The 16,906-nt window shown below is 44.6% G+C and carries 24 protein-coding genes; 17 read left to right on the top strand and 7 right to left on the bottom strand.

Going from position 1 to position 16,906, the window contains the following annotated elements:
- The first annotated feature begins 6 nt into the window (after positions 1-6).
- The 14 genes from rpsN to rplQ all read left to right on the top strand — a co-directional run bounded on the left by rpsN (position 7) and on the right by rplQ (position 7,269).
- Positions 7-312, top strand: a complete 306-nt coding sequence (gene rpsN / locus VTAP4600_RS13075; protein WP_102523196.1) for a 30S ribosomal protein S14 — start codon at positions 7-9, stop codon at positions 310-312.
- Positions 313-341: 29 nt separating this feature from the next.
- On the top strand, positions 342-734 hold the full coding sequence (rpsH, locus tag VTAP4600_RS13070; RefSeq protein WP_102523195.1) for a 30S ribosomal protein S8: 393 nt from the start codon (positions 342-344) through the stop codon (positions 732-734).
- A gap of 12 nt (positions 735-746) precedes the next feature.
- Positions 747-1,280 carry a 50S ribosomal protein L6 gene (gene rplF / locus VTAP4600_RS13065; protein ID WP_102523194.1) on the top strand — a complete coding sequence of 178 codons (534 nt, stop codon included), beginning with the start codon at positions 747-749 and terminating at the stop codon, positions 1,278-1,280.
- Between the two features lie 9 nt (positions 1,281-1,289).
- Positions 1,290-1,643 (top strand): 50S ribosomal protein L18, encoded by a 354-nt coding sequence (gene rplR / locus VTAP4600_RS13060; RefSeq protein WP_102523193.1) that lies wholly within the window; start codon positions 1,290-1,292, stop codon positions 1,641-1,643.
- 14 nt (positions 1,644-1,657) lie between these two features.
- On the top strand, positions 1,658-2,158 hold the full coding sequence (gene rpsE / locus VTAP4600_RS13055; protein ID WP_102523192.1) for a 30S ribosomal protein S5: 501 nt from the start codon (positions 1,658-1,660) through the stop codon (positions 2,156-2,158).
- Between the two features lie 5 nt (positions 2,159-2,163).
- Positions 2,164-2,340, top strand: a complete 177-nt coding sequence (gene rpmD / locus VTAP4600_RS13050) for a 50S ribosomal protein L30 (protein ID WP_102523191.1) — start codon at positions 2,164-2,166, stop codon at positions 2,338-2,340.
- Positions 2,341-2,345: 5 nt separating this feature from the next.
- Positions 2,346-2,780: a 50S ribosomal protein L15 gene (gene rplO / locus VTAP4600_RS13045; RefSeq protein ID WP_102523190.1), complete on the top strand. Its 435-nt coding sequence runs from the start codon at positions 2,346-2,348 to the stop codon at positions 2,778-2,780.
- A gap of 21 nt (positions 2,781-2,801) precedes the next feature.
- Positions 2,802-4,139 (top strand): preprotein translocase subunit SecY, encoded by a 1,338-nt coding sequence (secY, locus tag VTAP4600_RS13040; RefSeq protein WP_102523189.1) that lies wholly within the window; start codon positions 2,802-2,804, stop codon positions 4,137-4,139.
- A 27-nt stretch (positions 4,140-4,166) separates the two neighbouring features.
- The gene (rpmJ, locus tag VTAP4600_RS13035) at positions 4,167-4,280 is read left to right on the top strand and encodes a 50S ribosomal protein L36 (RefSeq protein WP_000868186.1); all 114 of its coding nucleotides are present in this window, start codon (positions 4,167-4,169) and stop codon (positions 4,278-4,280) included.
- Between the two features lie 147 nt (positions 4,281-4,427).
- Positions 4,428-4,784, top strand: coding sequence for a 30S ribosomal protein S13 (gene rpsM, locus VTAP4600_RS13030; protein WP_102523188.1), 357 nt, complete (start codon positions 4,428-4,430; stop codon positions 4,782-4,784).
- 19 nt (positions 4,785-4,803) lie between these two features.
- The gene (gene rpsK / locus VTAP4600_RS13025) at positions 4,804-5,193 is read left to right on the top strand and encodes a 30S ribosomal protein S11 (RefSeq protein ID WP_102523187.1); all 390 of its coding nucleotides are present in this window, start codon (positions 4,804-4,806) and stop codon (positions 5,191-5,193) included.
- Between the two features lie 31 nt (positions 5,194-5,224).
- On the top strand, positions 5,225-5,845 hold the full coding sequence (rpsD, locus tag VTAP4600_RS13020; protein WP_102523186.1) for a 30S ribosomal protein S4: 621 nt from the start codon (positions 5,225-5,227) through the stop codon (positions 5,843-5,845).
- Between the two features lie 24 nt (positions 5,846-5,869).
- Positions 5,870-6,862, top strand: coding sequence for a DNA-directed RNA polymerase subunit alpha (locus tag VTAP4600_RS13015; RefSeq protein ID WP_102523185.1), 993 nt, complete (start codon positions 5,870-5,872; stop codon positions 6,860-6,862).
- A gap of 26 nt (positions 6,863-6,888) precedes the next feature.
- Positions 6,889-7,269, top strand: coding sequence for a 50S ribosomal protein L17 (gene rplQ / locus VTAP4600_RS13010; protein WP_102523184.1), 381 nt, complete (start codon positions 6,889-6,891; stop codon positions 7,267-7,269).
- Positions 7,270-7,388: 119 nt separating this feature from the next.
- Here the strand turns inward: rplQ and VTAP4600_RS13005 are convergent, their stop codons facing one another.
- The 3 genes from VTAP4600_RS13005 to VTAP4600_RS12995 form a co-directional block, all read right to left on the bottom strand.
- A complete protein-coding gene (locus VTAP4600_RS13005) occupies positions 7,389-8,657 on the bottom strand; it encodes an O-acetylhomoserine aminocarboxypropyltransferase/cysteine synthase family protein (RefSeq protein WP_102523183.1) in 1,269 nt (422 codons plus the stop codon).
- Positions 8,658-8,706: 49 nt separating this feature from the next.
- Positions 8,707-9,207 (bottom strand): DUF2780 domain-containing protein, encoded by a 501-nt coding sequence (locus VTAP4600_RS13000; protein ID WP_102523182.1) that lies wholly within the window; start codon positions 9,205-9,207, stop codon positions 8,707-8,709.
- 111 nt (positions 9,208-9,318) lie between these two features.
- Positions 9,319-9,939, bottom strand: a complete 621-nt coding sequence (locus tag VTAP4600_RS12995; RefSeq protein WP_102523181.1) for a BamJ family beta-barrel-assembly machinery protein — start codon at positions 9,937-9,939, stop codon at positions 9,319-9,321.
- A 141-nt stretch (positions 9,940-10,080) separates the two neighbouring features.
- On the opposite strand from VTAP4600_RS12995, the gene VTAP4600_RS12990 reads away from it, so the two are divergent.
- Positions 10,081-10,656 (top strand): LysM-like peptidoglycan-binding domain-containing protein, encoded by a 576-nt coding sequence (locus tag VTAP4600_RS12990; RefSeq protein WP_102523180.1) that lies wholly within the window; start codon positions 10,081-10,083, stop codon positions 10,654-10,656.
- Between the two features lie 53 nt (positions 10,657-10,709).
- On the opposite strand, the gene VTAP4600_RS12985 is transcribed toward VTAP4600_RS12990, so the two are convergent.
- The 4 genes from VTAP4600_RS12985 to cpdB form a co-directional block, all read right to left on the bottom strand.
- Positions 10,710-11,564, bottom strand: a complete 855-nt coding sequence (locus VTAP4600_RS12985) for a DMT family transporter (protein WP_102523179.1) — start codon at positions 11,562-11,564, stop codon at positions 10,710-10,712.
- Complete coding sequence (locus tag VTAP4600_RS12980) at positions 11,561-12,016, bottom strand: GNAT family N-acetyltransferase (protein WP_102523178.1); 456 nt, start codon at positions 12,014-12,016, stop codon at positions 11,561-11,563. The genes VTAP4600_RS12985 and VTAP4600_RS12980 overlap by 4 nt, the downstream gene beginning before the upstream one ends.
- 63 nt (positions 12,017-12,079) lie before the next feature.
- Entirely contained in the window at positions 12,080-12,646 is a 567-nt protein-coding gene (locus tag VTAP4600_RS12975; RefSeq protein ID WP_102523177.1) for a Crp/Fnr family transcriptional regulator, read from the bottom strand.
- Positions 12,647-12,708: 62 nt separating this feature from the next.
- Positions 12,709-14,670, bottom strand: coding sequence for a 2',3'-cyclic-nucleotide 2'-phosphodiesterase (gene cpdB, locus VTAP4600_RS12970; protein ID WP_102523176.1), 1,962 nt, complete (start codon positions 14,668-14,670; stop codon positions 12,709-12,711).
- A 375-nt stretch (positions 14,671-15,045) separates the two neighbouring features.
- Here cpdB and cobA point away from each other — a divergent pair, with 375 nt between their 5' ends.
- Both cobA and cysD read left to right on the top strand, forming a co-directional pair.
- Positions 15,046-15,909, top strand: a complete 864-nt coding sequence (gene cobA / locus VTAP4600_RS12965) for a uroporphyrinogen-III C-methyltransferase (RefSeq protein WP_102523988.1) — start codon at positions 15,046-15,048, stop codon at positions 15,907-15,909.
- 80 nt (positions 15,910-15,989) lie between these two features.
- Positions 15,990-16,898 (top strand): sulfate adenylyltransferase subunit CysD, encoded by a 909-nt coding sequence (gene cysD / locus VTAP4600_RS12960; protein WP_102523175.1) that lies wholly within the window; start codon positions 15,990-15,992, stop codon positions 16,896-16,898.
- Positions 16,899-16,906: the final 8 nt, after the last annotated feature.

Raw genomic sequence — 16,906 nt, 5'->3', positions numbered from 1 at the left:
ACTGTTATGGCTAAACAATCAATGAAAGCACGCGAAACAAAACGCGCAAAGCTAGTAGCAAAGTACGCTGAAAAGCGTTCTGCGTTAAAAGCAATCATTAGCGATTTAAACGCTTCTGAAGAAGATCGTTGGAATGCGGTTCTTAAACTGCAATCTCTTCCACGTGATTCAAGTGCATCACGTCAGCGCAACCGTTGCAACCAAACTGGTCGTCCACACGGTTTCCTACGTAAGTTCGGTCTAAGCCGTATTAAGGTTCGTGAAGCTTGCATGAAAGGCGAGATTCCGGGTCTTCGTAAGGCTAGCTGGTAATTGCCACTTAATCATTTGGAGTAAATCTTATGAGCATGCAAGATCCGATTTCGGATATGCTGACCCGCGTTCGTAACGGTCAGTCAGCAAATAAAATTGCTGTAGAAATGCCTTCTTCAAAGCTTAAAGTTGCAATTGCTGCATTACTTAAAGCCGAAGGTTATATCGTTGACTTCGCTGTTTCAGGCGAAGCAAAACCAGTGCTAGAAGTTACTCTTAAGTACTTCCAAGCAAAACCTGTAATCGAGCAAATTCAACGTGTTTCACGTCCAGGTCTGCGCGTCTATAAAAATAAAGACTCGCTTCCTACTGTGATGGGCGGTTTGGGTATTGCTGTAGTGTCCACTTCCAAGGGTCTGATGTCTGACCGTGCTGCTCGCAAAGCAGGTCTTGGTGGTGAAATCATCTGCTACGTAGCTTAATAGGAGTAGGATATGTCTCGTGTTGCTAAAGCACCCGTTGTCATCCCTACTGGCGTAGAGGTGAAACTAAACGGCCAAGAAGTTACTGTAAAAGGTAGCAAAGGCGAATTAACTCGCGTTTTCAACAACGCTGTAGTTATCGCCCAGGAAGATAACACTATTGTTTTCGCTCCTCGTGAAGGTATCGCTAAAGCTAACGCTCAAGCTGGTACTGCACGTGCGCTAGTGAACAACATGGTTGTTGGTGTTACCACTGGCTTTACTAAGAAGTTGACACTTAAAGGTGTTGGTTACCGTGCTGCTATCAAAGGCAACGCAGTGAGCCTAACTTTAGGTTTCTCTCACCCAGTTGAGCACGAAGTGCCAGCGGGTATTAAAGCAGAATGTCCAAGCCAAACTGAAATTGTACTAACAGGTGCTGATAAGCAACTAGTTGGTCAAGTTGCGGCTGATATTCGTTCTTACCGTGAGCCTGAGCCTTATAAAGGCAAAGGTGTTCGTTACGCAGATGAAAATGTGCGTACTAAAGAAGCTAAGAAGAAGTAAGGTAACACTATGGATAAGAAAGCATCTCGCATCCGTCGTGCTACACGTGCACGTCGTAAGATTGCTGAACTTCGTGTGAACCGCCTAGTTGTACATCGTACTCCACGTCACGTGTATGCACAGGTAATCGCACCGAATGGCTCTGAGGTTATCGCTGCAGCTTCTACCGTTGAGAAGGCGATCCGTGAGCAAGTTAAGAACACTGGTAACGTTGACGCTGCTAAAGTAATAGGTCAAATTATTGCTGAGCGCGCTATCGAAAAAGGCATTTTAAATGTTGCTTTCGATCGTTCTGGTTTCCAATACCACGGTCGAGTAGCGGCACTAGCAGATTCTGCTCGTGAAGCTGGTCTGAAATTCTAAGGTAGGGTTGATCGATGGCTAAAGAACAACAACAAGCTACAGATTTAAGCGAAAAGCTAATCGCAGTTAACCGTGTTTCAAAAACGGTTAAAGGCGGTCGAATCTTTAGCTTTACTGCACTAACAGTAGTTGGTGACGGTAATGGTCGCGTTGGTTTCGGTTACGGCAAAGCTCGTGAAGTACCAGCTGCGATTCAAAAAGCAATGGAAAAAGCGCGTCGTAACATGGTTACTATCGCTCTAAACGAGGGTACTCTTCACCACGCGGTGAAAGGTCGTCACACTGGTTCAAAAGTATACATGCAGCCAGCTGCTGAAGGTACTGGTATCATCGCCGGCGGTGCGATGCGTGCAGTACTTGAAGTTGTAGGTGTTCATAACGTACTTGCGAAAGCGTACGGCTCAACGAACCCTATTAACGTAGTTCGTGCGACTATTGATGGTTTAAGCGGTATGAAGTCTCCAGAGATGGTTGCTGCTAAACGTGGTCTAACTGTTGAATCTATTTCGGAGTAAGTACCATGGCGACTATTAAAGTAACTCAAACTAAAAGCTCAATTGGCCGTCTACCAAAGCACAAAGCTACTTTGCGTGGTCTAGGCCTTCGTCGTATCAACCATACAGTAGAACTTGAAGACACACCGTGTACACGCGGTATGGTCAACAAGGTTTACTACATGGTTAAAGTTGAGGAGTAATCAGAATGCGTTTGAATACTCTATCACCGGCTGCGGGTTCTAAGCCTTCTAAGAAGCGCGTAGGTCGCGGTATCGGTTCAGGCCTTGGTAAAACAGGTGGCCGTGGTCATAAAGGTCAAAAATCACGTTCTGGCGGCAGTGTTCGTCCAGGTTTTGAAGGCGGTCAAATGCCTCTGAAACAACGTCTACCAAAATTCGGTTTCACTTCTCGTAAGAGCCTAGTGTCTGCTGAAGTTCGTCTAGCTGAGCTAGCGAAGGTAGAAGGCGACGTGGTTGATCTTAACAGCCTTAAAGCTGCTAACGTTATCACTAAGAACATCGAATTTGTAAAAATCGTTCTTTCTGGTGACCTAAGCAAGGCTGTGACTGTTAAAGGTCTACGCGTAACCAAAGGCGCAAAAGCTGCAATCGAAGCTGCAGGCGGTAAAATCGAGGAATAATACTCGAGGGACGAGGTACAGATGGCAAACAAACCAGGACAAGATTTTCGTAGTGCTCAGAGCGGCTTAGCTGAATTAAAGTCGCGCTTATTATTCGTAATTGGTGCACTTTTAGTATTCCGAGCCGGCTCCTTTGTGCCGATTCCTGGTATTGACGCAGCTGTACTTGCCGATTTGTTCGATCAGCAAAAGGGTACCATCATTGAGATGTTTAACATGTTCTCTGGTGGTGCACTTTCGCGTGCATCTATATTAGCGTTGGGCATCATGCCGTATATTTCGGCATCTATTGTTGTTCAACTGCTAACTGTAGTTCATCCAGCGTTAGCGGAGCTCAAGAAAGAGGGCGAAGCAGGCAGACGAAAAATCAGCCAATATACGCGTTATGGCACGCTTGTACTAGCTACATTCCAAGCGATTGGTATTGCAACAGGCTTACCAAACATGGTCGACAATCTGGTTGTTATCAACCAAACCATGTTTACCCTAATTGCTACCATTAGTTTAGTAACCGGTACCATGTTCTTGATGTGGTTAGGTGAACAAATTACTGAGCGCGGAATTGGCAACGGTATTTCCTTGATTATTTTCTCGGGTATCGTAGCTGGATTGCCTTCGGCAGTCGGACAAACTATCGAGCAAGCGCGTCAAGGTGAATTGCACGTACTTCTATTGTTGCTAATCGGTGTGTTAGCTTTAGCTGTGATTTACTTCGTAGTTTTCATGGAGCGTGGTCAACGTCGTATCGTCGTTAACTATGCGAAGCGTCAACAAGGTCGTAAAGTTTTTGCAGCGCAAAGCACTCACTTGCCTCTTAAAATTAATATGGCAGGTGTTATACCAGCGATTTTCGCATCGAGCATTATTTTGTTCCCAGGAACATTAGCTCAATGGTTTGGCAATACAGGTGGTGAGGACAGCGCGTTCAGTTGGTTAACTGACGTGTCTATGGCCCTTAGCCCTGGTCAACCGTTGTATGTAGTGCTTTATGCAGCAGCAATCATTTTCTTCTGCTTCTTCTACACGGCGTTGGTATTCAACCCGCGTGAAACAGCAGATAATTTGAAGAAGTCTGGTGCATTCGTACCCGGTATCCGCCCAGGTGAGCAGACAGCTAAATATATTGATAAAGTGATGACAAGGCTAACCCTTGCGGGTGCGTTGTACATTACCTTTATTTGTCTGATCCCAGAGTTCATGATGGTCGCGTGGAACGTTCGTTTCTACTTCGGCGGCACATCACTACTAATCGTAGTGGTAGTTATCATGGATTTCATGGCACAGGTACAGACTCATCTGATGTCACAACAGTATGATTCTGTGTTGAAAAAAGCAAATCTGAAAGGCTACGGCCGTTAATTTCAGATTTCATTACGGAGTTTAGCAATGAAAGTTCGTGCTTCCGTTAAAAAAATCTGCCGTAACTGTAAAGTTATCAAGCGTAACGGTGTCGTTCGCGTGATTTGCAGTGAGCCAAAGCATAAGCAACGCCAAGGCTAAAAAGCAGAAATTTTTACTTGAAATATAAGGTAGTGTCGAGTATATTCCTCGGCCTACCTTTTGCGTGCAAGAGAAGTAGTATGCCGCAGCGTATCCTGTACGGGCTTTGCTGCGGATAATTTCTTATTTAAGTACTAGGAGTGAATAGTGGCCCGTATAGCTGGCATTAACATTCCTGATCAAAAACATGCTGTAATTGCATTAACTGCAATCTACGGTATCGGTAAGACTCGTTCTGAAGCTATTTTAGCTGAAGTGGGTATTGCTGAAGATGTTAAGATCAGTGAACTAACTGAAGAGCAGATCGATCAACTGCGTGATGGTGTAGCTAAGTACACTGTAGAAGGTGATCTACGTCGTGAAGTTTCCATGAACATCAAGCGTCTTATGGACCTTGGTTGTTACCGTGGTCTTCGTCATCGTCGCAGTCTACCACTACGTGGACAGCGTACTAAAACCAACGCTCGTACCCGTAAGGGTCCGCGCAAGCCGATCAAAAAATAATCGGATAAGGTAGAGTACAATGGCAAAACAACCAACTCGCGCTCGTAAGCGCGTACGCAAGCAAGTAGCTGATGGCGTAGCGCACATCCATGCTTCTTTTAACAACACAATCGTAACCATCACTGACCGTCAAGGTAATGCACTAGCTTGGGCTACTGCAGGTGGTTCTGGTTTCCGTGGTTCTCGTAAATCTACTCCGTTCGCAGCACAAGTTGCAGCAGAGCGTTGTGGTGAGATGGCTAAAGAATATGGCCTTAAGAACTTGGAAGTTATGGTTAAGGGCCCTGGTCCTGGTCGTGAGTCAACTATCCGTGCGCTAAACGCAGCAGGATACCGCATCACCAACATCGTTGATGCAACTCCGATCCCTCATAACGGTTGTCGTCCACCTAAGAAACGTCGCGTTTAAGTTTCGTTTCTAGGATTATTGGAGAAAGATCATGGCAAGATATTTGGGTCCTAAGCTGAAGCTTAGCCGTCGCGAAGGTACTGACTTATTCCTTAAGTCTGGTGTCCGTGCGATCGATACCAAGTGTAAAATTGATAACGCACCAGGTGTACACGGCGCTCGTCGCGGTCGTCTATCTGAATATGGCGTTCAGCTTCGTGAGAAGCAAAAAGTTCGTCGTATGTATGGCGTTCTAGAAAAACAATTCCGTAACTACTACAAAGAAGCTGCTCGCCTTAAAGGCAACACAGGTGAAAACCTGCTTCAGCTTCTTGAAGGTCGTCTAGACAACGTAGTTTACCGTATGGGCTTTGGCGCTACTCGTGCTGAATCTCGTCAACTAGTTAGCCACAAAGCTATCCTAGTAAACGGTAAAGTTGTAAACGTTCCTTCATTCAAAGTTGCGGCTAACGACGTTGTTACTATTCGTGAGAAAGCTAAACAGCAATCTCGCATTAAGGCGGCTCTAGAAGTTGCTGAACAACGCGAAAAACCAACTTGGATTGAAGTCGATGGCGGCACAATGGAAGGTACATTCAAGCGTATGCCTGAGCGTTCTGATCTATCAGCTGACATCAACGAACACCTGATCGTCGAGCTTTACTCTAAGTAAGGTTTAAACTAAAGAGAGGACACAATGCAGGGTTCTGTAACAGAATTTCTTAAGCCACGTCTAGTTGACATCGAACAAGTCAGCGCGACACACGCAAAAGTAACTCTTGAGCCATTAGAGCGTGGCTTTGGTCATACTCTAGGTAATGCGCTTCGTCGCATCCTTCTATCTTCTATGCCTGGTTGCGCAGTAACCGAAGTAGAGATTGAAGGCGTTCTTCACGAGTACAGCACCAAAGAAGGTGTACAAGAAGATATCCTAGAGATCCTTCTTAACCTGAAAGGTCTTGCTGTTAAAGTGGCAGAAGGCAAAGATGAAGTATTCATTACGCTGAATAAGTCAGGCTCGGGCCCTGTTGTTGCAGGTGACATCACCCATGATGGTGATGTAGAGATCGCTAACCCAGAGCACGTTATTTGTCACCTAACGGATGACAACGCTGAAATCGCTATGCGTATTAAAGTAGAACGTGGTCGTGGTTATGTACCAGCATCATCTCGTATCCATACTGAAGAAGATGAGCGTCCAATCGGTCGTTTGCTTGTAGATGCAACTTACAGCCCAGTAGACAAAATTGCCTACGCGGTTGAAGCGGCACGTGTCGAGCAACGTACTGACTTAGACAAGCTTGTTATCGATATGGAAACGAATGGTACTCTTGACCCTGAGGAAGCTATCCGTCGTTCAGCAACTATTCTTGCTGAGCAACTAGATGCCTTCGTCGATCTTCGTGACATTCGTGTCCCTGAAGAGAAGGAAGAGAAGCCGGAATTCGATCCGATCCTACTGCGTCCTGTAGACGATCTTGAACTAACAGTTCGCTCTGCTAACTGTTTGAAAGCAGAAGCGATTCACTACATCGGTGATCTTGTACAGCGCACTGAGGTTGAGCTTCTTAAAACGCCAAACCTTGGTAAAAAATCTCTTACAGAGATTAAAGACGTACTTGCTTCACGTGGTCTTTCTCTTGGCATGCGCCTTGAAAATTGGCCACCAGCGTCAATTGCTGAAGATTAATCGATACTAGTTAGAAGGATTAGGTCATGCGCCATCGTAAGAGTGGTCGTCAACTCAACCGCAACAGCAGTCATCGCAAAGCGATGTTCAGCAACATGGCTAGCTCTCTTGTTCGTCACGAAGTTATTAAAACTACCGTGCCTAAAGCAAAAGAACTACGTCGCGTAATTGAGCCTTTGATTACACTAGCTAAGACTGACAGTGTTGCTAACCGTCGTCTTGCATTTGCACGCACTCGTGATAACGAAGTTGTTGCAAAACTATTTAACGAACTAGGTCCACGTTTTGCTGCCCGTCAAGGCGGTTACACTCGTATCCTAAAAGCTGGTTTCCGTACCGGCGACAAAGCTCCAATGGCTTACATTGAGCTTGTAGATCGCCCAGCTGCTGAAGAAGCTGCTGAGTAATCTGTTCGATAGATTAAAAAGCCGAGCGAAAGCTCGGCTTTTTTTATGTCTGGAGAAAATGGAAGATTTTGACTACAGAACACGCTTCGCTTACTGAGAGAAAAGCGCATCCTGCTCTCTTACGCCCTCAACGCTTGTTCTAAATCCGCCAAAATATCATCAATATGTTCAATACCCACCGATAAACGAATCATCTCTGGAGTAACACCAGCTTGAGCTTGTTCTTGTAAGTTTAACTGGCGGTGTGTCGTTGAGGCTGGATGACAAGCTAAGGACTTAGCATCCCCAATGTTGACCAGACGTTTAAATAGATTCAATGCATCATAGAAGCTAACGCCGGCATCATACCCGCCTTTAAGTCCGAATGATAAAATAGCAGAAGGCTTACCTTGCATGTATTTACTTGCAAGCGGGTAGTAAGGAGAATCTTCTAGCCCGGCATAACTGACCCAACTGACTTTCTGATGAGATTCTAAAAACTGTGCTACCTTCAACGCATTCTCACAGTGACGTTCCATACGTAAAGGTAGAGTTTCCAATCCTTGTAGCAGCATGAATGCATTCATTGGCGACAACGTTGAACCTGTATTTCGCATTGGTACAGTTCGAGCGCGGCCAATAAATGCGGCATCACCAAATGCTTCGGTGTAAACAACTCCGTGATAAGCCGCTTCTGGTTGGTTAAACACTGGAAAACGCTCTTTGTGTTCACGCCATGGGAATTTTCCTGAATCGACGATCACGCCTCCGAGAGTTGTGCCATGACCACCTACGTATTTAGTAAGAGAGTGCACAACAATATCTGCACCATACTGAATAGGTTTACATAAAGCCGGGGTTGCAACGGTATTGTCGACGATGACAGGCACACCTTTGGCGTGAGCAAGTTTTGCTATGCTTTCTAAATCAACAATATTACCTGCGGGGTTACCAATTGATTCGCAGTAAACGGCCTTAGTTTTTTCATCAATTAGCTCGGCTAAACTTTCAGGTTTGTCGTCTTTTGCAAATCGAACTTCAATGCCTTGTTGCGGTAACATATGGGCAAAAAGCGTATATGTGCCCCCGTACAACTGGGGGGTTGATACAATATTGTCGCCAATTTGCGCTAAGGTAAGAATGGCATAATTGATTGCAGCGCTGCCGGAACTGACTACTAGACCCGCGATACCACCTTCCAATGCGGACATTCTTTGCTCAAGCACATCATTGGTCGGGTTCATGATCCGAGTATAGATATTGCCAGGGACTTCTAAATTAAATAGGTCCGCTCCATGTTGAGCGTTGTCGAACTCATACGCGACGGTCTGATAAATCGGCGTTGCGACTGATTTTGTGGTTGGATCGGTTTGGTAACCATGATGGATCGAGAGTGTTTCGTCTTTCATGAGTCTTTCATCCTTGATTGATACTGTGGTAGAAACAGAGTTTATACGGCTATTTCCAGATATTTCCCAAAGAACTCAATAGTCCGCTAGAAGCGCCTTGACCCGTTAGGTATTCCAAAATAATCGGAGCAAACTGAGTAACCATACTCGGATCTAGGCCAAGTTTGGCAAACACATCATTTACAGCACTCAGGTTATTCGCCATTCCCATCAAGCCGGGAACCGAGTCCGTTAAGTTGCTCATTCCTGGAATAAGATTAGTTAACTCGTTTGATTGGTTACTAGAAAGAGAGTTTGAAGCAAGCGCCAGTAATGCGCCCGCGCCGCCGGTTGCTTGAGTTGGGCTAACCCCCAAACTATCCGTTAGTTGCTTAACGATTGGGGATGACTCAACGCTAGTTGCGGAATCACCTAATGCTGAAGTCGCGAGTGAAGTCAGTGCGGCGGTGTCTACAGATTGGTCTTTATCAGAACCTAGGCCAAAAAGAGCATAGGAAGGAGTGCTTATGAAAAGTGCGGTGATGAGAAAAGCGGTCGTTTTTGTTTTCATGCTTACATCCATTGTCATTGATAACAAGAATACTTAGTGTAAGCGAATTTGATAAAAGTGATACAAAAAAGCGGTGTAAAACACCGCTTTAGAATTGAGACTCTATGGCAATTAAAGGATAGCCAGTAGCTCAACTTCAAATACAAGAGCAGCATAAGGAGGGATTGCAGCGCCAGCGCCACGCTCACCGTATGCAAGGTCTTGAGGAATGTATAGTTTCCACTTAGAACCCACAGGCATAAGTTGAAGTGCTTCAACCCAACCTTTGATAACGCCAGTTACTGGGAACTCAGCAGGTTGACCGCGAGAAACAGAGCTGTCAAAAACAGTACCGTCAGTTAGTTCGCCGTGGTAATGAACACGTACTTGCTTATCAGACGTTGGGATTTCACCAGTACCTTCAGTCAGTACTTCATATTGAAGACCAGACTCAAGAACCGTTACTTCAGAACGCAAAGCGTTGTCTGTTAGGTAAGCTTCACCGTCAGCCGCTGCAACTTTAGCTAGTTCAGCGCGTGCAGATTCTGCGCGAGTGTGAAGGTCTTGAAGTGCTTTGTTGATTTCATCAACTTCGATTTCTGGCATGTCGCCAGTTAGCGCTGTCGCGATGCCTTTTGCAATTGCGTCAACGTTTAGACCTTCAAGGCCGCTACCAGCTAGTTGTTGGCCCATTTGAAGACCAATGCCGTAGCTTGCTTTTTGCTCTACGGTCTCAAGTTTAATCTCAGACATCTTGTCTCTCTTTATAATGTGAGTTTATGCCGCAAAAGGATAACAGTTCTACTAGCATGAAGAAACGGTAAATGCCAATATGTAGTCGCGAGAGAGAAATTTTGAGATAATGAAGAGATAATTAATAAAGGTTTAGCGCCGATGAATCGAAGAGTTACCAAGCGTAAGTCAGTGAGTTTCGTTGATCAGGTAAAAAATAAGCTAAGTGACGTCGAATGGCGTGCACGGCTTGATCCGGTAAAAGTACAACTCGATCGATTACCCAAATTGCATCAACGAGTGATCGCTGTTCTTAGTATCATGATCGTGGTGTTACTTGTGTGGCCGACTCCCACTGCCACTACTGAGAAAATAACAATTCAGAATACGAGCTCGAGTGATGAGCGAAAAGCGGTGACTTTGAATACCAAGGGTTTGAGCGAGCAGCATAGTAGTACCGTTACCGCTCCGAGATCTGATACGTGGCAAGAATATACAGTAAAAGCTGGAGACACCTTGGCTCAAGTGTTCAGAGCTAACGATCTCCCTATGGCAGACCTAAATGCTCTTGCAAAAATTGAAGGAGCAGACAAGCCTTTAAGTCGAATTAAGCAAGGGCAACTCGTTCGTTTTAAGCGAGACGAGCAAGGGCAACTTGATATTCTCCAGCTCGAGAAAAAGCAAGGTGCGGTCATGTTCTTCCGTTTATCAGATGGTGGTTTTGGCCGCAGCAAGTAAAGACAATCAGTGAACAGATAGAAAGGCGTTAATTTTTTGATTAACGTCTTTTTTTATGAGGCCGATTTTGAATTTCTACGAATCAACATAGGTAATACGATCAGCACAATTCCAACTAATGTAATCCAATCAGGCACTTCTTCAAACCACAGCACACCAAATAGAGTGACGAACACTAAGCCAGAATACTCGACCATGGCGATTTGATCAGCGGAAACCTTTCGATAGGCCAAAACGGCGCAGCCATTGTAAGTTAATATCAAAATCGCACTCGAAGCCACCCAACCGAGTTGAACAAAACTCATCGGTTGCCAGTGAATAAAAGCCAGCAAGCCAGAGACTGGCAGTGATAAAAGGCTGGTCCAAAATAGAGTGGTTACGACGGGTTGACCCACCGGCAGTTTTCTTACCAATATGTTGAATAATGCCAGCGTGATGGCGGTGCCCATAGCAAATAGTGCGGCCCAGTGAAATTGAGAGGGGCGCAGAACGATCAGCACACCAATAAAGCCTATACAGGTCGCAATTACTTTGCTTTTGGCGGGAATTTCTTTTAGTAGCCATATAGAGAGAGGCAGCATCAACACTGGAGCCGCATAAAACACGGCATTAGCGGTTGCTAGAGGTAAGTGAGTAACCGCTATCATCATACATCCACTGCCAATAATGACTAAGTGCGCTCGAAATAGGTTTAATGGTAAAGACCCTACCGATTGCTGCACCTTGCTGAGTCTCAACCAAAATGGGAGAACGACCAAAAATCCAATTAACTGACGAATGAAAATATATTGATAAGTGGACAGTTCACCATTAAGTAGTTTTACAGATACATCGGACAATGAAGCAAATAGATTGCCAGCGACTAGCAGGAGCAACGCCTGACTGAATAAGCTTAATGAACGAGTCACTCACCGGTCCGTTTCATGTCGATATGCAAAATGTCATCTTCTAGGTAAGGCTCAGAAGTTTGAACAAAGCCGTGCGATTGATAGAACTTGGCCAAGTGAGCTTGTGCACCAATTTCTATCGCGGCATTGGGCCATAGCTCATTGATGTGAGTGAGCGCTTGCTTTAATAGTTCATGCCCTAAGCCATCACCTCTAGAGCTTGCTTTTGTTGCAATGCGGCCAATACTGGCACTAGGGTAGCTTAGCCCTTCCGGTAGTAATCGAGCGCAGGCGATAAGCTCACTGCCGTTAAAACCGAGCAAGTGCTCAGCACCTTTTGCTCGATCTTTGTCATCCAATTCCGGATAAGGGCAATTTTGCTCCACAATAAATACGTTTACTCGTAATTGCAGTAAGTCATAAAGTTCATCAGGAGTAAACTGAGAGAAAGACAGGCGTTTCCAAGTGATCATAGTGCTTCCTTATTATTTGTCCCTAAGAGTAATATTAAGGAAGAGCAAGTTCGTTAACGTTTGTTAATTTCTCTGCTTTAGGCGTTTTTTAATGCGGCTCAAACTGATATGAGTGATCCCCAAATAGGCGGCAATTTGATAGTCGGTAATACGCTGTTCTAGATCGGGGTAATACTGACAAAATAATTCGTAGCGTTCTTCTGGAGAGTGAAGCAGCATAAAGCGCTCCTTGTTTTCCTTGTGCATTAATTGCGTTTCGAGCAGCTTAAGATAAAGCGGATGCGCTTGTTCCCGCCAAGATTGGAATGCTTCAATAGGAAGGCAAAGCAACGTGGTTGGTGTCAGTGTTTCTAATAAATACGGAGAGGCTTGCTCTTTTATTACACTCTCAAAACCGATGATCCAATCGTGCTCCCAATAAAACTCCTTACTAAATTGTTTGCCGTCATCGGTGAGATAGCAAGCATGACACAGCCCCTCAAGTACGAAATAGATGTGAGTGTCCATTTCACCTTGATGAGTAAGAATGTGGCGTGTCGGCAGATCTAACGGAGATGCGACTAACGAAAGAGTTTCTAGTTCGGTAGAAGAGAAGCCAAATTCGGCTAATTGTTCAATAAAAGGTTGCACTCGGTTCGCCTCATAAAAAAACCGCAGCGATTGCTGCGGCTTTTATCATAGAGAGTTTCAGGCTATTTTTGTAGTGTTAGTCGGTAAACACCGAACCCTACATCATCAGTTGCTACACGCTCCATTGGGTATTGCGCTTTTTGTTCGATAAACTTAGCGGCTTTGTCGCTTGGAGATGTCTCAAAGCGGATATCTAATGATTTTTTACTCATGATCGGAGCAAAAGACCAGTTGTTATCAGCACTTGGTTTAACCAAACCTTTTTCAGCACTTACACGCGAGATATAGTTGGCAAGAACGGTACGGTTTTCATCTGGCGCATCAAATGCAATGAAATCTGAACCTGTACCTGGGAATTTGTTGCTGTAAGCACGGTAGTTGTTCGTTGCAATGATAAAGTCCTGCTTCATATCAATGGGTTTGCCTTGGTAGGTTAGACCAATAATACGCTCTGATTTCGGGTTAACAACCTTACAGTTCCCATCGTATTTTGCCGGTTGTGTTACATCGATTTGGTAATTCACACCATCAATAACATCAAAGTTATAAGTACGGAAGCCATCCCAATCAACGAGGCCTTGTGGCGCAGATGAATTAACATCGATTTGTTTAAACTGGCCAGCACTGCACTCTAGCCACTCTTTCACTTCTTTACCTTGTACTTTTAGTGCAACTAAGGTGTTTGGGTAGAGGTATAGATCGGCAGCGTTACGGAAAGTAAGTTCACCTGATTCAACTTCAGTAAAGTTTGCAGGGTCATTCTTACGACCACCGGCTTTAAATGGTGCAGCAGCAGAAAGTACCGGGATACCATCTAAATCAGGGTCACCTTGGATGAAACGTTCTACATAATCTTTTTGTGCTAGGTTTACAATTTGAACCGTTGGATCATCTTGTACTAATGCTAGGAAGCTGTACATTACATCGTCAGCTTTACCAATCGGCTGGTTAACGAACTCACGAGTCCCTTTATGATCGTTAGCAAGTGCTTTAACAATGCCTTCATCTGCTTTAGCTAGCGATTTTTTCGCTTTCTTGTCGTAAATTGGGCGAGCTTCAGTTTGCTCAGTTGTTACTTTCCAACTGTTGCCTTCTTTATTTAACACAAGATCCATTACACCAACATGGCTACCCCAGCGGCCTGGCATAACAGCAGCAACACCGTTGATGGTGCCTTTCTTGTTGTCGACGCCTTTAATGTTGTCAAAACCTTTACCTGGGAATACTGAATGTGAGTGGCCAAATGCGATGGCATCGATGCCGTCAACATCAGCAAGGTAGTAAGTTGAGTTTTCTGCACCTAGCTTGTATGGGTCTGTTGCAAGGCCTGAGTGAGGGATCGCAACAATAACGTCAGCGCCTTCTTTTTTCATTTGAGGAACAAGTTTCTCAGCCATCACTTTGATGTCTTTAGCAAAAACATTACCTTCTAGGTTTTTCTTATCCCAAACCATGATTTGTGGCGGAACAAAACCTATATAGCCAACTTTGACTTCGTGCGCTTCGCCATCAATATCTTTAAACGTGTGAGACTTAATGATGTATGGCTTAAAGTAGTGCTCACCCGTTTTTTGATCAAATACGTTAGCATTGACGTAAGGGAAGTCGGCATCGTTGATGCTTTCTTTTAGGAATTCTAAACCATAGTTGAATTCATGGTTGCCGATGTTACCTGCGTCGTAACCAAGTTGATTCATCGCTTTGTACGCAGGATGAACTTCACCGGCTTTAATGCCTTTAGCTGCCATGTAATCGCCCATAGGGCTGCCTTGAAGCAAATCGCCATTATCAACCAAAACACTGTTGATCACTTCGTTTTGCGCTTCTTTTACCAGTGTCGCTGTACGTGCCAAACCAATTTTTTGAGAAGGTTTATCTTTGTAGTAATCGTAATCCATCAAGTTGGTATGGATGTCCGTCGTTTCTACAATACGAAGTTTAATGGTGTCAGCCATTGCTGGTCCTGCGATAGCTAGCATGCCACCAAGTACTGCAATAGAGAGGGGTTTAACAGCCAATTTCATGATTTGCTCCATGTGGGGATAAAAATGACGCGTCTAATGTAACAAAAAGTAATGTAACGAATATTTATGGCGACAGCGTTGTGTGATCATGGTCTGAGTTATTGTGTGAAAGTGTTACCTAAAGTACATAAATACATTTTATCTATGCTTTGTTGCAAAAATACTCAACAAGGAGCCTAGTACATTTATTGTGAATTAACTGAGATACATGGCTCGGAAAACAGTCTGATTTTTGACCGTTCATTTCACTTTTCAAACCTCCGAGAAACATCCCTTATCAGCTTTTGATATAAAAAATGAAATTTTAGAATTTCAGGTAATAACAGAAGCTGGTCATAATGCAGTCATCACAGGATGAATGATGGCGATATCACCATGGCTAACAAGGACACACTTACCCCATTTCCAGCAACAAAACCTCGGTTAGTTGCGAGTAACCCAAACCTGAACTTTGCGAAAAGTGATTTGAAGGCCGGTGAAGTGGCACTTGTTGGTGCAGGGCCTGGCGATCCGGATCTACTCACGGTTAAAGCATTGCGTTATTTACAGCAGGCTGATGTGGTTTTGTATGACTATCTTGTGTCTGATGAAATTATGTCTCTTGTACCCAGTGAAACAATATTGGTATGCGTTGGGAAAAAAGCAGGGCATCACAGTGTACCGCAAGAAAAAACCAATCAACTCTTAGTCGACTTTGCCTCTCAAGGCTACAAAGTCGTGCGTATTAAGGGTGGCGATCCTTTTGTTTTTGGCCGCGGTGGTGAAGAGCTTGAAGTGTTGTTTGATGCGGGGATTGGCTTTGAAGTGATCCCTGGCATAACTGCTGCAGCGGGTGCAACGGCTTATGCTGGTATTCCCCTTACTCATAGAGATTGCGCTCAATCTGCCATGTTCGTAACCGGGCACTTGAAACAAGAAGATGAATCTGTCGACTGGTCAACACTGGCTCGCGGCCAGCAAACACTGGTTATTTATATGGGCTTATTGAAATCCAACCATATCCAAGCCCAACTCATCAAGCACGGCAGAAGTGCCGATACCCCTATCGCGATTATCGAACGTGGTACGCAGTTAGCTCAAAAAGTCTTTAAAGGGCAGTTGTCTGAACTCTCTCAGTTAGCCGCTCATGCCCAGTCGCCATCTCTGATTGTAGTTGGCGAAGTGGTGAATTTAGCCAAGAAACTTGATTGGTTCAATTTGCCATCAGAGCCTACTGTGAATATCTCGAATGGTGCGTAATCAGCACAGTTAACGTCAATTTACAGTAAATAGAACACTCTACAGCTCGTAATAACGAGCTTTTAAGGAAGCGTAAAAAAATGGATCAACAACGACTCACACACTTAAAGCAACTCGAAGCAGAGAGCATACACATTCTGCGTGAAGTGGCGGCCGAATTTGATAACCCAGTGATGATGTATTCCATTGGTAAAGATTCATCGGTGATGCTGCACCTAGCGCGTAAAGCTTTTTACCCAGGAAAAATTCCTTTCCCACTATTACATGTCGATACCGATTGGAAGTTTCGCGAAATGATTGAGTTTCGTGATCGTACCGCTGAGAAGTATGGTTTTGAGCTTTTGGTTCATAAGAACCCAGAAGGATTGGAAATGGGCATTAGTCCGTTCGAGCATGGTTCATCAAAACATACCGATATCATGAAAACTCAAGGCTTAAAGCAAGCTTTGAACAAATATGGGTTCGACGCTGCTTTTGGTGGTGCTCGTCGTGATGAAGAAAAATCTCGTGCGAAAGAGCGTGTGTATTCGTTTCGGGACAAAAACCATACATGGGATCCGAAAAACCAACGCCCTGAGTTATGGAGAACTTATAACGGCCAAGTCAATAAAGGCGAAAGCATTCGTGTGTTCCCGTTATCAAATTGGACAGAGCTGGATATTTGGCAATACATCTACCTAGAAAATATTGAAATCGTGCCACTGTATTTAGCTGAGCCACGCCCTGTGGTAGAGCGCGACGGTATGCTGATTATGGTCGATGACGATCGTATGGAAATTGCTGAAGACGAAAAGGTCGAGCAACGTAGTGTGCGCTTTAGAACCCTAGGTTGCTACCCACTGACAGGAGCCATTGATTCTGATGCAACCACATTGCCGGAAATCATTGAAGAGATGCTAGTGGCAACCTCAAGTGAGAGACAAGGCCGAGCGATCGATAAGGATCAGTCAGGATCGATGGAACTGAAGAAGCGCCAAGGTTACTTCTAAACAGAATT

This window comes from Vibrio tapetis subsp. tapetis (assembly GCF_900233005.1).
GTDB lineage: Bacteria > Pseudomonadota > Gammaproteobacteria > Enterobacterales > Vibrionaceae > Vibrio > Vibrio tapetis.
Note: the sequence above shows the minus strand (reverse complement) of the source record. Positions and strands in the feature narration are given on the sequence as shown.